The sequence below is a fragment of the Kribbella flavida DSM 17836 genome (assembly GCF_000024345.1).
In the GTDB taxonomy this organism is placed as follows: Bacteria; Actinomycetota; Actinomycetes; order Propionibacteriales; family Kribbellaceae; genus Kribbella; species Kribbella flavida.
Map to the genome: position 1 here is coordinate 2,727,969 of NC_013729.1, position 12,873 is coordinate 2,740,841.

12 protein-coding genes and 1 other RNA gene are annotated in these 12,873 nt (G+C 71.2%); 9 read left to right on the plus strand and 4 right to left on the minus strand.

The genetic code is table 11. The features are described 5' to 3' along the window. The first annotated feature begins 136 nt into the window (after positions 1 to 136). The 5 genes from KFLA_RS12820 to KFLA_RS12840 all read left to right on the plus strand — a co-directional run bounded on the left by KFLA_RS12820 (position 137) and on the right by KFLA_RS12840 (position 6,492). Positions 137 to 1,786 carry a glycoside hydrolase family 13 protein gene (locus tag KFLA_RS12820; protein ID WP_012920216.1) on the plus strand — a complete coding sequence of 550 codons (1,650 nt, stop codon included), beginning with the start codon at positions 137 to 139 and terminating at the stop codon, positions 1,784 to 1,786. 149 nt (positions 1,787 to 1,935) lie between these two features. Continuing rightward, positions 1,936 to 3,069, plus strand: a complete 1,134-nt coding sequence (locus KFLA_RS12825; RefSeq protein ID WP_012920217.1) for a Nif3-like dinuclear metal center hexameric protein — start codon at positions 1,936 to 1,938, stop codon at positions 3,067 to 3,069. Between the two features lie 55 nt (positions 3,070 to 3,124). Further along, positions 3,125 to 3,883 carry a zinc ribbon domain-containing protein gene (locus KFLA_RS12830; RefSeq protein ID WP_012920218.1) on the plus strand — a complete coding sequence of 253 codons (759 nt, stop codon included), beginning with the start codon at positions 3,125 to 3,127 and terminating at the stop codon, positions 3,881 to 3,883. Then, complete coding sequence (locus tag KFLA_RS12835; RefSeq protein ID WP_012920219.1) at positions 3,880 to 5,004, plus strand: bifunctional RNase H/acid phosphatase; 1,125 nt, start codon at positions 3,880 to 3,882, stop codon at positions 5,002 to 5,004. Before KFLA_RS12830 ends, KFLA_RS12835 begins: the two co-directional genes overlap by 4 nt. A gap of 51 nt (positions 5,005 to 5,055) precedes the next feature. Continuing rightward, entirely contained in the window at positions 5,056 to 6,492 is a 1,437-nt protein-coding gene (locus KFLA_RS12840; RefSeq protein ID WP_012920220.1) for an RNB domain-containing ribonuclease, read from the plus strand. A 1-nt stretch (position 6,493) separates the two neighbouring features. On the opposite strand, the gene KFLA_RS12845 is transcribed toward KFLA_RS12840, so the two are convergent. Then, positions 6,494 to 7,057 carry a TetR/AcrR family transcriptional regulator gene (locus tag KFLA_RS12845; protein WP_012920221.1) on the minus strand — a complete coding sequence of 188 codons (564 nt, stop codon included), beginning with the start codon at positions 7,055 to 7,057 and terminating at the stop codon, positions 6,494 to 6,496. Positions 7,058 to 7,109: 52 nt separating this feature from the next. Between KFLA_RS12845 and KFLA_RS12850 the strand changes: the two genes are divergently transcribed. Further along, positions 7,110 to 7,622, plus strand: coding sequence for a GNAT family N-acetyltransferase (locus tag KFLA_RS12850; protein WP_041289303.1), 513 nt, complete (start codon positions 7,110 to 7,112; stop codon positions 7,620 to 7,622). Here the strand turns inward: KFLA_RS12850 and KFLA_RS12855 are convergent. Further along, positions 7,601 to 8,353, minus strand: a complete 753-nt coding sequence (locus KFLA_RS12855) for an AraC family transcriptional regulator (protein ID WP_012920223.1) — start codon at positions 8,351 to 8,353, stop codon at positions 7,601 to 7,603. The two genes, KFLA_RS12850 and KFLA_RS12855, sit on opposite strands and share 22 nt — an antisense overlap. A 55-nt stretch (positions 8,354 to 8,408) precedes the next feature. Here KFLA_RS12855 and KFLA_RS12860 point away from each other — a divergent pair, with 55 nt between their 5' ends. Together KFLA_RS12860 and KFLA_RS12865 are read left to right on the plus strand one after the other, a co-directional pair. Beyond that, positions 8,409 to 9,530, plus strand: a complete 1,122-nt coding sequence (locus tag KFLA_RS12860; protein ID WP_012920224.1) for an MFS transporter — start codon at positions 8,409 to 8,411, stop codon at positions 9,528 to 9,530. A gap of 66 nt (positions 9,531 to 9,596) precedes the next feature. Beyond that, the gene (locus KFLA_RS12865; RefSeq protein WP_012920225.1) at positions 9,597 to 10,382 is read left to right on the plus strand and encodes a DUF899 domain-containing protein; all 786 of its coding nucleotides are present in this window, start codon (positions 9,597 to 9,599) and stop codon (positions 10,380 to 10,382) included. Between the two features lie 20 nt (positions 10,383 to 10,402). On the opposite strand, the gene rnpB is transcribed toward KFLA_RS12865, so the two are convergent. Together rnpB and KFLA_RS12870 are read right to left on the minus strand one after the other, a co-directional pair. Beyond that, an RNA gene (gene rnpB, locus KFLA_RS36145) (RNase P RNA component class A) lies at positions 10,403 to 10,800 on the minus strand. Positions 10,801 to 10,809: 9 nt separating this feature from the next. Continuing rightward, positions 10,810 to 11,178: a DUF952 domain-containing protein gene (locus tag KFLA_RS12870; RefSeq protein ID WP_012920226.1), complete on the minus strand. Its 369-nt coding sequence runs from the start codon at positions 11,176 to 11,178 to the stop codon at positions 10,810 to 10,812. 106 nt (positions 11,179 to 11,284) lie between these two features. Here KFLA_RS12870 and KFLA_RS12875 point away from each other — a divergent pair, with 106 nt between their 5' ends. Further along, complete coding sequence (locus KFLA_RS12875) at positions 11,285 to 12,865, plus strand: alkaline phosphatase D family protein (protein ID WP_012920227.1); 1,581 nt, start codon at positions 11,285 to 11,287, stop codon at positions 12,863 to 12,865. The last annotated feature ends 8 nt before the right edge of the window (positions 12,866 to 12,873 follow it).

Here is a 12,873-nt window from a genome sequence, read left to right on the forward strand (position 1 = left end):
CTCGTGGACGCGCCGCACAATACTGCAGAATCTAAATTTAGACTCTATATAAATCTGAACCACCACCGCCTGACGTTCTACCCGCCGCAACCGAACGCCGAACGACATCACCCGCCCGATCCGAGTGAGGCTTCCCTTGACCAGTACCCCCGTCCAGGAGACGCGCACCGCCCCGACCGACCCCGACTGGTGGCGGCAGGCGGTTGTCTACCAGGTCTACCCGCGCAGTTTCGCCGACTCCAACGGCGATGGCATCGGTGACCTGCAGGGCATCATCAGCCGCGTCCCGTACCTGGTCTCGCTCGGTATCGACGCGGTCTGGCTGAGCCCGTTCTACCCGTCCGCGCTGGCCGACGGCGGGTACGACGTCGACGACTACCGCGACGTGGACCCACGGCTGGGCACGCTCGCCGACTTCGACGAACTGGTCGGCGCCCTGCACGACGCCGGCATCAAGCTGATCGTCGACATCGTGCCGAACCACAGCTCCGACCGGCACGAGTGGTTCCGGCAGGCGGTGGCGGCGCCGAAGGGCTCGCCGGAGCGCGACCGGTACATCTTCCGCGAGGGCGTCGGCGACGAGCCGCCGTCGGACTGGGACTCGGTCTTCGGCGGCTCCGCCTGGGCCCAGATCCATGACGGCCAGTGGTACCTGCACCTGTTCGCCGCCGAGCAGCCCGACCTCAACTGGGACAACCAGGAGGTCCGCGAGGACTTCCTGACGACCCTGCGGTTCTGGTCCGACCGTGGCGTGGACGGCTTCCGCGTCGACGTCGCCCACGCGCTGGTCAAGGACCTGACCGAGCCGCTGCCGTCCAAGACCACGCTGCCGCGGCAGTCGGAGTCCAACGGCGTGCACCCGTTGTGGGACCGCGACGAGGTGCACGAAATCTACACCGAGTGGCGCAAGGTCCTGAACGAGTACGACCCGCCGCGTTCGGCCGTGGCGGAGGCGTTCGTGCCGGCCGCCCGCCGGGCGCGGTACGCGAGTGCGGCGGGTCTCGGTCAGGCGTTCAACTTCGACCTGCTGCAGGCCGACTGGGACCACGACAAGTTCCGCCAGGTGATCACCGAGAACCTCGCGCTCGCCGAGCAGAACGGCTCGTCCTCGACCTGGGTGTTCTCCAACCACGACGTGGTCCGGCACGCCACCCGTTACGGGCTGCCGAAGAACCCGCACGGTACCTGGCAGGACGGCAAGGCGTGGCTGCTGAGCAACGGCACCGAGCCGACCGTCGACGTCGAGCAGGGGTTGCGCCGGGCCCGGGCCGCGGTCCTGCTGATGCTCGCGCTGCCCGGTTCGGCGTACCTGTACCAGGGCGAGGAGCTCGGGCTGCAGGAGGTCGGCGAGCTGCCGGCGGCGAACCTGCAGGACCCGGCGTACTTCCGGTCCAAGGGAGCCGAGAAGGGCCGCGACGGGTGCCGGGTGCCGTTGCCGTGGACGATCGGCGGGCTGTCGTTCGGCTTCGGCTCCGGCGGGTCGCACCTGCTGCAGCCGAAGTGGTTCGGCGCGTACTCGGTCGAGGCGCAGGAAGGCGATCCCGAGTCGACACTGAGCCTGTACCGCAAGGCCCTCGCCGTACGCCGTGGGCTGCAGACCGGCGAAGGCCTGGAGTGGGTCGACGCCGACGACCTGGTCCTGCACTTCAAGCGGCCCGGCGGCTGGCAGTCGGTGACGAACTTCGGCGCCGCCCCGATCGAGTTGCCCGACGGCGCGGTCGTGCTGGCGAGCGGCCCGCTGGAAGGCGACAAGCTGCCGACCGACACCACCGCCTGGCTCATCTGAGAGCGGACCTGCAGCACTCACCAACCCGCCCCGCGCGAGGCATCGCGGGGACTGGTGAGCGGCGACCGGCGCCTGGCGCGGTCCTTGCCGAGTGCTGCAGGTTCGGCGCTGGGCCGGGGGCCCGCACCGGGTGCGGCAGGATTGGGCCCGTGACAACGAGTCTCGGTGCCGTGAAAGCTGTTCTCGACCGCCTCTACGACCCGGCCTGGGCGGAGAGCTGGGACGCCGTCGGGCTGGTGACCGGCGATCCCGACCAGCCGGTCCGCAAGGTGCTGTTCGCCGTGGATCCGATGCGGGCCGTCGTCGACGAGGCGATCGCCGGGGACTTCGACCTGATCGTCAGTCACCACCCGCTCTTGCTCCGCGGAGTGAACAGTGTCGCCGCGACGACGCCGAAGGGCCGGGTCGTGCACGACCTGATCCGCAGCGAAACCGCGCTGATCGTCTGCCACACCAACGCGGACAACGCCAACCCCGGCGTCAGCGACGCCCTCGCCGCGGCGCTCGGCCTGGAGCAGACCCGGCCCCTGAAGCCGCTGCCGGCGGACCCGCTGGACAAGGTCGTCGTCTACGTCCCGGTCGACGAGACCCAGGCGATGATCGACGCGCTCGCCGCCGCCGGCGCGGGTCGACAGGGCGACTACGAACGGGCGGCCTGGTCCTCCACCGGCGAAGGCACGTTCCGCCCGTTGCCCGGCGCCGATCCCACCATCGGCCAGGTCGGCGCGATCGAGGTGGTGGCCGAGTCGAGGGTCGAGATGATCTTGCCCCGGCACCGCCGTCGCGCGGTCGTCGAGGCACTGCGGGCCGCCCACTCCTACGAGGAGCCGGCCTTCGACATCCTCGAGTTGGTGTCCTTGCCGGGCCGGCTCGGCGGCGGCCGGATCGGGACGTTGCCGCAGCCGCTGGCGCTGCGCGACTTCGCCGCGGTGGTCGATCGCGGCCTGCCACGTACGGAGCACGGCGTACGGGTGTCCGGTGATCCGGAGCGGATGATCGGCACGGTCGCGGTCTGCGGGGGAGCGGGCGACTCGGAGCTGGACCGGGTTCGCGCCGCCGGTGTCGACGCCTACGTGACCGCCGACCTGCGGCACCACCCGGCGACCGAGGCCCGCGCGTACGCCGACGGGCCGGCGCTGGTCGACGTCGCGCACTGGGCCAGCGAGTGGCCGTGGCTGCGCGACGCCGAACGACTCCTGACCGCGGGCTTGGCAGAGCAGGGCAGTACCGTGGACACTCACATCTCGACGCTCCGCACCGACGCCTGGACCCTGCGCCTCTAGCGCATCTCCTGGCCGGGGGCCGCGACCGGTCCGAAGAGCGAACAACTGAACGCTAGTGAAGGAGCCGACCCTGAACGCCGAGCCCGCTGTCCAACGCCGGTTGCTGGACCTGCAGGATCTCGACCTGCAGCTGGATCAGGTCGCGCACAAGCGCAAGTCGCTGCCCGAGCACCAGGCCCTGGCCGAGCTCGCCGCGGAGAAGTCGGTGGTGGACCGGGACCTGGTCCGCGCCGACACCGAGGTCTCCGACCTGCAGCGCGAGCAGAAAAAGGCGGACAGCGACGTCGAGCAGGTCCGGCAGCGCAAGGCCCGCAACCAGCAGCGTCTGGACTCCGGCCAGGTCACCTCGCCGAAGGACCTGGAGAATCTGCAGCACGAGATCGGTTCGCTGGACCGCCGGATCGGCGACCTGGAGGACGCCGAGCTGGAGGTGATGGAGAAGCTGGAGGCGGCCGAGGCCGTTCAGGCCGAACTGCGCAGCCGGTCCGAGGCCTTCGTCGCCCGGCAGAGCGAGCTGGAGACCAGCCGGGACGCCGCCCTCAAGGAGCTGGACGAGCAGCGCGCCACCCTCGGCGACCAGCGCGCCACCGTCGCCGCCGAGATGCCGGCGGACCTGCTCACCCAGTACCAGCGGCTGCGTGAGCGCAACGGCGGCATCGGTGCGGCCCCGCTGGTCGGCAAACGTTGCATGGGGTGCCGGATGGAGCTGGCGCCGTCCGACCTGAACCAGATCAAGGCCACCGCGCCCGACGTCGTGCTGCGCTGCGAGGAGTGCGGGCGGATCCTGGTGCGGACGGCGGAGAGCGCGGTATGACCTATCGGCACGTCATCGTCGAGGCCGACGGCGGTTCCCGCGGCAACCCCGGCCCGGCGGCGTACGGCGCGCTGGTGCGGGACCCGCAGACCGGTGAGGTGATCGCCCAGGCCGGGGTGACGATCGGTATCGCGACCAACAACGTCGCGGAGTACAGCGGGCTGATCGCCGGGCTGGAGCTGGCCGCGGAGTACGCGCCGGACGCCTCGATCGAGGTCCGGATGGACTCCAAGCTGGTGGTCGAGCAGATGGCCGGGCGGTGGAAGGTCAAGCACCCGGACATGAAGCCGCTGGCGATGAAGGCGCAGAGCCTGGCACCGTTCGGCACCGAGTGGACCTGGGTGCCGCGGGCGCAGAACGCCGCGGCCGACGCGCTGGCGAACATGGCGCTCGACGGCAAGCCGGTGCCGCTGAAGCCGGCCGAGAGCCCGGCCGCGCCGGTGGTCACGGAGGCCTCCGAGCTCGGCAAGGCGTTGCAGGGCTGGGGCAGTGGCGCGACGGAGCCGCCGACCCGGCTGATCTTCCTGCGGCACGGCGAGACCGTGCACACGGCGGAGAAGCGGTTCTCCGGTGCCGGCGGGGACGACCCGGGGCTGAGCGAGACCGGCCGCGGGCAGGCCGGCGCGGCCGCGCGGTACATCGCGACGCTCGGCCCGGTCGACGCGGTGGTGTCGTCGCCGATGCTGCGGACCCGGCAGACCGCGGCGGTGGTCGCCGATCAGCTGGACCTCGAGGTCGAGGTCCGGGACGCCTGGGTCGAGTGCTCGTTCGGCGACTGGGACGGGCACACCTTCGCCGAGGTGCAGGAGAAGTGGCCGGACGCGCTGAACGCCTGGCTCGGCTCGACGACGGTCGCGCCGCCCGGGGGAGAGTCGTTCGACGCGTGCGCCCGGCGGGCCCGGTCCGCGCGGGACGCGGTGCTGGCGTCGTACCCGGGCAAGACGGTGGTCGTGGTCACTCACGTGACGCCGATCAAGCTGATGGTGCGCGGCGTGCTGCAGGCGCCGATGGCCTCGATGTTCCGGATGGAGCTGAAGCCGGCCACGGTCACCGAGATCCACTGGTACGCCGACGGCCTGGCGTCGCTGCGCAGCTTCAACGTGCAACCCTCGCTAGTCTGAGGGCTCGCCGTGCACGACGACGTGCCGGAGTAGTCAGGACGGAGTGGTCGCGTGCCGTTGCAGAAGGTGCATTTCGCCGAGGACGTGCCGGAGGTGTTCCGGACGTCGCTGCAGGCGATCCGGCGCGAGCTCGAGGTGCCGGCGGAGTTCCCGCCGGAGGTGGTCGCGGCCGCGCTGAAGGCGGCGGAGACCCCGCGGCTGCCGGAGCTCGACCGCACGGACATCGACTTCGTCACGATCGACCCGCCGGACTCGATGGATCTCGACCAGGCGCTGCACATCGAGCGCGCCGGCGACGGCTACACCGTGCACTACGCGATCGCGGACGTCGCTGCCTTCGTGCAGCCCGGTGATCCGATCGACCTGGAGGCGCGCAAGCGCGGCGAGACGCTGTACGCACCGGACAAGCGCATCCCGCTGCACCCGCCGGAGCTGTCCGAGGGCGCGGCGTCGCTGCTGCCCGACGCGGTCCGGCCGGCGCTGCTGTGGACGATCACGGTCGACAGCTCCGGCGAGGGCACCGAGGTGGTCTGCGAGCGGGCGCTGGTGAAGTCGCGCGCCAAGCTGAACTACGCGGCCGTGCAGAAGGACCTGGACGCCGGCACCGCCTCCGAGTCCCTGCAGCTGCTGCGCGAGGTCGGCAAGCTGCGCGAGCAGCGCGAGCTGGAGCGGGGCGGCGTCAACCTGCCGATTCCCGACCAGGAGGTCGTCACCAGCGGCGGCGAGTGGAGCCTCGAGTTCCGCGCCCCGCTGCCGGTCGAGGGCTGGAACGCCCAGATCTCCCTGCTCACCGGGATGGCCGCCGCCCACCTGATGATGTACGGGCAGATCGGCATCCTGCGCACGCTGCCCGAGTCGCACGACGACCTGCGCCGCAAGCTGGAGAACACCGCCAAGGCGCTCGGCATCCCCTGGCCGGCCGGGACGTCGTACGCCGCGTTCATTCACGGGCTCGACCCCGAGGTGCCCGCGCACGCGGCGATGCTGGCGGCCTGCACGGTGCTGTTCCGCGGTGCCGGCTACACCGCCTTCTCCGGCGGGGTGCCGCAGCGGCCGGAGCACGCGGCGATGAAGTCGGAGTACGCGCACGTCACCGCGCCGCTGCGCCGGTTGGTGGACCGCTGGACCGGCGAGATCTGCGTGGCGCTGTGCGCCGGCGTGGAGGTGCCGGCCTGGGTGCGTGAGTCGATGATGGACGAGATCCCGAAGATCATGGAGGAGAGCGCGCGCCGGGCGAACGCCTACGAACGCGCGATCGTGTCGATGGTCGAGGCCGGGCTGGTCGCCGACCAGGTCGGCTCGACGTTCGACGGCGTGATCGTCGACGTGGACGACCGGGACCCGACGCGCGGGGTCGTCACGGTTGCGGCGCCCGCGATCGAGGGCCGGGTCACCGGCTCGGCGCCGCTGCCGCTGGGCCAGTCCGTCCGGGTCAAGCTGGTCGAGGCCGACCTCACCAAGCGGGCGATCGCCTTCGAGCTGCTCTGACCTACCTGGTCTTCAGCTGTTGCTCGACCGCGCGCGTGGTGCGGTCGAGGTCGCCGGTCGCCAGCAGGTCCAGCAGTGCGCCCCGGAGCAACGCTAGTACTGCGGTACGCCGGGCCTGCGCGTCCTTGCTCTCCCCGTCGGGCTGTGACGCCTTGAGCAGCTCGAGCCAGTCCTCGACCGTCGAGCGCGCGTAGTCGGCCCACGGGCCGTCGGGTGCGACCAGGGACCGCCCGTACGCCTCGACCCACAGGTTCATCAGCGGACGCCGCTCCGGCGCGGCCAGCCAGGTCCACAGCTCCTTGGCGACCACCTCGAGGCCCGGCCGGTCGTCGTACCGCAGGCTCTTCAGCAGTTCGAGCTCGTCGCCGCGGGCGCGGGCCAGCAGGGCGCGGATCAGGCCGTCCTTGCTGCCGAACAGGAACAGCAGCACGCGCGGGCTCGACCCGATCGCGGCCGCGAGCGGTCGCAGCGAGAGATCGGCGAGCCCGTGGGTGAGCGAGTAGGCGTAGGCGCGTTCCAGCAGTTCCTGCTCGCGGGCGGAAGGCACTGGCTTCGTCGTCGGCACCGGGCTAGTATCTCTTACTGAAACAGTCGTGTCAGTAGATCGGGTGGTGCAAATGTCCGAAGTGGTGATCAGACCGGCCGACCGGCCCGGTGATCTGGGGTGGGTCCTGCAGGTGCACGGCGAGCTGTACGCCGCGGAGTACGGCTGGGGGTCGTCCTTCGAGGCGCTGGTCGCGCGGATCGTCGCCGACTACGCCGAGCAGCAGGAGGCGGACCGGGCCCAGCCCGGACCCGCCCGCGAAGCGGCCTGGATCGCCGAGGTCGACGGCGACCGCGCCGGCTGCATCTTCTGCGTCCGCGGCCCCGACGAGGCGACGGCAAAGCTCCGCCTGCTGCTCGTCACGCCGGCTGGGCGCGGTCAGGGCCTGGGCGGACGACTGGTCGACACGTGCCTCGACTTCGCCCGGGACGCCGGGTACAAGCGCATGGTTCTGTGGACGAACGACCCGCTGGTCGCCGCCCGGCGCATCTACCTCACCCGAGGGTTCGCGCTGACGGGCTCCGAGCCGCACGACATGTTCGGCGACGGCCTGATCAGCCAGTTCTACGAACTCGATCTCAGCTGACGGGTTCGGTGGGTGCCGGGGGTGTGGCCGAAGGTGCGGCGGAAGGTGTCGATGAAGGCGCTGGGGGTGGCCCAGCCGCAGCGAAGGGCGACCGTCGTCACGGCGTCGCCCTCGGCCAGCTGGATCAGCGCGTGATGCAGCCGTAGCTGGGTGCGCCACTGGGGAAAGCTCATCGCGAACTCGCTGCGGAACAAGCGGGACAGGGTGCGCTCGCTCGCTCCGGTCGCGGCGCCCAGTGCCGCCAGGCTGCGGTTGTCGGCCGGGTCGGCCATGAGCACTTCGCAGACAGCCGACAAGCGGGGATCTGATGCCACGGGCAACTTCAGCGGCTGCTGGTCGGCACCGCGCAGTTGGTCCAGCAGGACGGCCCGCAACCGGTCGCGTTGCGCGCGACTGCCAACGCCGTTCGTGAACTCGATGATCAGCTCGCGCAGAAGGGGGCTCACGGCAATGACCGCCGGCGCGGTCAGGTTGAGCGGGTTCTCGGTGAGACCGATCAGGTGGAGGTCGGTGGTGCCGTACGCGCGGTGCTGGTGCACCGTGCCGGCGGGGACCCAGAGGGCGCGGTCCGCGGGCGCGATCCAGTGGCCCTGATCGGTGGCGACGGCCAGCACGCCGCGGGCGGCGTACGCGATCTGGTGCTCGTCGTGGCGGTGCGCGTCGATGCCGGCCCCGGCGTCCAGGCGGCGCAGGACGGTCGGTGCGCTCGGCTGATGGCGGCTTGTCGACATGTTCTGACAGATTATCGGAAGCCGGACAGCCGCGTGCTCGTCGAGGCTGGTCGGTATGAGAACGCGACTTCCCACGGTGCTGCTCGCGACGGGGCACGGCAGCGTGGATCTGTACCAGGGCATGGTGCCGGTGCTGGTGCCGTTCCTGGTCGCGGAACGCGGGTACGACTACGTCGCGGTCACCGGGTTCGTGCTCGCCGCGACCTTGCTCTCGTCGGTGGTCCAGCCGGTGTTCGGGCTGCTCACCGATCGGTGGTCGATGCCCTGGCTGCTCCCGGTCAGCATGCTCGGCACAGGAACCGGCACCGCACTGATCGGCCTCGTCGAGTCCTACCCGCTGAGCCTGCTGGTGATCGCCCTGACCGGAGTCGGCGTCGCGGCGTACCACCCGCAGGCGGCCCGTACGGCGCGAGCGGTGACCGGCGGCGGCAACGTCGGGATGAGCTGGTTCTCGCTCGGCGGCATCATCGGCTTCGCGCTCGCGCCGGTGATCGCGGCGCCGCTGCTCGCGGTCGGCGGGCTCGGCCTGACGCCGCTGCTGGCGATTCCCGCTCTGCTGGGCGCCCTCACCACCATCCCGCTGCTCGGACGCGGTGCCGCCCGCGCCACCGCAGTACGCCGTACCGGCCGCGACGACTGGGCCTCCTTCACCCGGCTGACCACGATCGTCGTACTCCGCTCGGTCGTGTACGTCGGGCTGACCACCTTCGTCGGCCTGTACATCGGCCGGCGGCTCGACCTGTCAGCGGCCGCCAGCTCCGCCGTCCTGGTCGTGCTTTTCGGCGGCGGCGTCATCGGCACGATGCTCGGCGGCCGGCTCGCGAACAGGTGGACCCGCCTCCCGGTGATCCGGGTCGCGTACGCCGGCGCCGCGGTCGGCCTGGCCGGCATCGCCTTCGTCCCGGGACCGGTGCTGCTCGTCTTCGTCGTGCTGACCGCGATCGCCCTGTCGGTGCCGTTCTCGCTGCACATCACGCTCGGCCAGGACTACCTGCCGAACCGGGTCGGCACGGCGAGCGGCGTGACGCTGGGCCTGGCCGTCAGCGCCGGCGGGGTCGTCGCTCCGGCACTCGGCGCGCTCGCCGAAGCGACGTCCCTGCAGGTCGTGTTCGCCGCGCTGGTCCTGCTGCCGGCGACCGCCTGCCTGCTGGCCCACCGCCTGGCCGAGCCGGCATGAATGTCGAGGGCAGGACGGCGGCTCCGACGTGACGGGTGACGGATTGCCTGTGAGTGAGGAGTGGTCATGAACCTGCCCGACGTCGTGTCGCGCGAGCAGTGGCTGGTGGCGCGCAAGCAGCTGCTGGCCGAGGAGAAGGAGTTCACCAGGCGGCGGGACGCGCTCAACGCGAACCGCCGCCGGTTGCCGATGGTGCTGGTCGAGAAGGACTACCGGTTCGCCGGCCCGGACGGCGAGGTGGGGCTGGCCGACCTGTTCGAGGGGCGGGCGCAGCTGGTGGTGTACCACTTCATGTTCCAGCCGGAGTGGGACGCGGGCTGCCCGAACTGCTCGGGCTTCGCCGACGAGATCGGCCGGCTCGACGGGCTGACCACCCGGGAGACCACCTTCGTGGCGATCTCGCGCGCGCCGTACGAGAAGATCGCGGCCTACCGGCAGCGGATGGGCTGGACGTTCCCGTGGTACTCGTCGTACGGCTCCGACTTCAACTACGACTACCACGTCACGCTGGACCCGGCGGTCGTGCCGGTCGAGTACAACTACCGCGGCCAGGCCGAGTGGGACGCCCTACCGAACAACACCCACCTGCAGGGCGAGCACCCCTTCGACCTGCACGGCCTGTCCTGCTTCCTGCGCACCGGCGACGCCGTCCACCACACGTACTCCACCTACGGCCGAGGCACGGACGCGATGGGCTTCGCCGTCAACGCCATCGACCTCACCGCACTCGGCCGCCAGGAACCGTGGGAAGAACCCCAAGGCCGAACCCCCGGAACCGCCCCCATGGCCGGCGACCCCAGAATCACCCACCGCGAAACCGCACCGGACACGGAAGCCCACCACTGCCACTGAGACCCAACGACAGGAGTGAGGGAACGGGCCGGTCTGTAAGCCGGATTCTGTGCTGGCGATCATCTATCTAGGGCTGCCGTTGCCGGCAGCCTCCAGCGGCCTACCCGCGAGCTCGGGCGGGCAGCCCTCGAACGCTCGCGCGGACGGTGGTTGCCCGCCGTCCTTCTTGGCCTTGCTCCACGTGGGGTTTACCGAGCCTCCGCAGTCACCTGCGGAGCTGGTGGTCTCTTACACCACCGTTTCACCCTCACCCGCACCTGAGGCGAACCGGAATTCGCTCAGGCCGCTGGCGGTCTGTTCTCTGTGGCACTGTCCCGCGGGTTGCCCCGGGTGGGCGTTACCCACCACGCTGCCCTTCGGAGTCCGGACTTTCCTCGGCGCCCACCGGAGTGGACGACGCGATCGCCCGACCGACCCGTTCCGTGGTTCAGGATACGGCCTGCGGTACGACGTCCGGCCAGCGGCCGTCCGCGCCACGCTCGTACGGCGTGACCGCGACCACCGCGTCCGGGTTCAGCGGGCCGTAGATGTGCGGGAAGGCCATGCCGCTGCCGTCCAGGTCCTCGTCGCAGACGGCCGAGACCAGGCGCTCGGTGTCGATCGTCAGCAGGCACAGCGGTTCGGTCACGTCGGCGTAGACGAAGTTCGCGACCAGGCCGACCTGCTCCGGCCGGGCCGCGTGGATGAAGGTGGCGCCGTCGTCGAGGGACTTGCCGCGGGTCGACATCCGGTACGCGCGGGCCGCCGTGGCCGCCTCCCACTCGGGCCCGGACGCGAGGTGGTAGATCATCGCCATGCCCCGAGGCTAGCGGCCTGTCACCCCGGTGCGGAGGACCGACGCGTTCCCGGCGCGACACTCGCAGGTCGACCTGAAGTCACCTGCCGGCACTAGCGTCCGGCAGATGACTCCGCCCGAAGTTGATGCCCTGAACCGCCGCCGTTTCCTCGGTGCCGTCGGAGGTGTCGCCGGACTGGCCGCGCTCGCGCAGCTGCCGGTCGACGCCGCCAACGCGACCCCGCGCCCGGCGGGAGGTGACTACCCCTTCACGCTCGGCGTTGCCAGCGGGGACCCGACCGCCACCGGCGTGGTGCTGTGGACCCGGCTGGTGCCGGACCGGTTCGTGCCCGGCGGCGGGATGCCGGCGCGGAAGGTGCCGGTGCAGTGGCAGATCGCCCTCGACCAGGGGTTCCGCCGGGTCGTCCGGCAGGGAACGACCTGGGCGCTGCCCGAGCTGGCGCACTCCGTGCACGTCGAGGTCGAGGGCCTGGGCCCGGACCGCGAGTGGTTCTACCGGTTCAAGTACCGCTCCGACGTCTCCGCGGTCGGCCGGACCCGGACGGCGCCCGTCCGCACCGGCCGGCACGCGTCGATGAACTTCGCCTTCGCCTCCTGCCAGGAGTGGTCGAGCGGCTACTACTCGGCCCTGCGGCACCTCGCCGACGAGGACCTCGACCTGGTCCTGCACCTCGGCGACTACGTGTACGAGGGCGGCATCCCGGCCAACGGCGGCTACCGCAAGACGCCCGTCCCCGCCGTCCTGCAGCAGGCGCCGCGCGACGTCGACCGCTGGCGCATGCAGTACGCGCTCTACAAGAGCGACCCGGACCTGCAGCGGGCGCACGCGCGGTTCCCGTGGATGGTGACCTGGGACGACCACGAGGTCCAGAACGACTACGCCAACACGCAGTCGCAGTACGAGGGTGACATCACCGCGCTGCGCGCCGCGGCGTACCAGGCCTGGTACGAGCACCAGCCCGTACGCCGTCCGGCGCGTCCGGCCGGCGAGGGGCCGCGCATCTACCGGCGGCTCCAGTGGGGCGACCTCGCGCAGTTCGACGTCGTCGACGGCCGGCAGTACCGCAGCGTGCCGCCGTGCGGCTGGGGCGAGGCCGACGCCTGCGAAGGCGGCTACGACCCGTCGGTCACGATGCTCGGCAAGACCCAGGAGAAGTGGCTGTACGACGGCCTGAAGCGCTCGCGGGCCCAGTGGGACGTGCTCGCCAGCAACGTCATGGTCGGCCGGCTCGACCACGACGGCCCGACCGGCAACCGGCTCTGGCACGACGCCTGGGACGGATTCCCGGGCGCCCGGCAACGACTGATCGAGGCGTGGGACCGGGCGAACACCCGCAACCCGGTCGTGGTCACCGGCGACTGGCACTCCTCGTTCGTCAACGACATCCACGCCGACTTCGACCGCGACGGCACGCCCGTGGTGGCGACCGAGTTCGTCGGCACGTCGCTCACCAGCAACGGCGACGGCGAGGTCTACGGGCCGTACTACGGGCCGATGATCAAGTACAACCCGCACATCAAGTTCTTCGACGGCGACCGCCGCGGCTACGTCCGCTGCTCGGTCGACCGCGACGAGTTCCGCACCGACCTGCAGATGGTCACCACCGTCAGCCGCGCCGACGCCCCGAAGTACACCCACGCCTCCTTCGTCGTCGAGGACGGCCGACCGGGAGCCCTCAAGGTCTGATCAGCACC

Bases quoted from the DNA above. Each gene is read 5' to 3' on its own strand.
- KFLA_RS12835 (WP_012920219.1), top strand. From the start codon at position 3,880: ATGACCTATCGGCACGTCATCGTCGAGGCCGACGGCGGTTCCCGCGGC.
- KFLA_RS12850 (WP_041289303.1), top strand. From the start codon at position 7,110: ATGTCCGAAGTGGTGATCAGACCGGCCGACCGGCCCGGTGATCTGGGG.
- KFLA_RS12855 (WP_012920223.1), bottom strand. From the start codon at position 8,353: ATGTCGACAAGCCGCCATCAGCCGAGCGCACCGACCGTCCTGCGCCGC.
- KFLA_RS12860 (WP_012920224.1), top strand. From the start codon at position 8,409: ATGAGAACGCGACTTCCCACGGTGCTGCTCGCGACGGGGCACGGCAGC.
- KFLA_RS12865 (WP_012920225.1), top strand. From the start codon at position 9,597: ATGAACCTGCCCGACGTCGTGTCGCGCGAGCAGTGGCTGGTGGCGCGC.
- KFLA_RS12870 (WP_012920226.1), bottom strand. From the start codon at position 11,178: ATGGCGATGATCTACCACCTCGCGTCCGGGCCCGAGTGGGAGGCGGCC.
- KFLA_RS12875 (WP_012920227.1), top strand. From the start codon at position 11,285: ATGACTCCGCCCGAAGTTGATGCCCTGAACCGCCGCCGTTTCCTCGGT.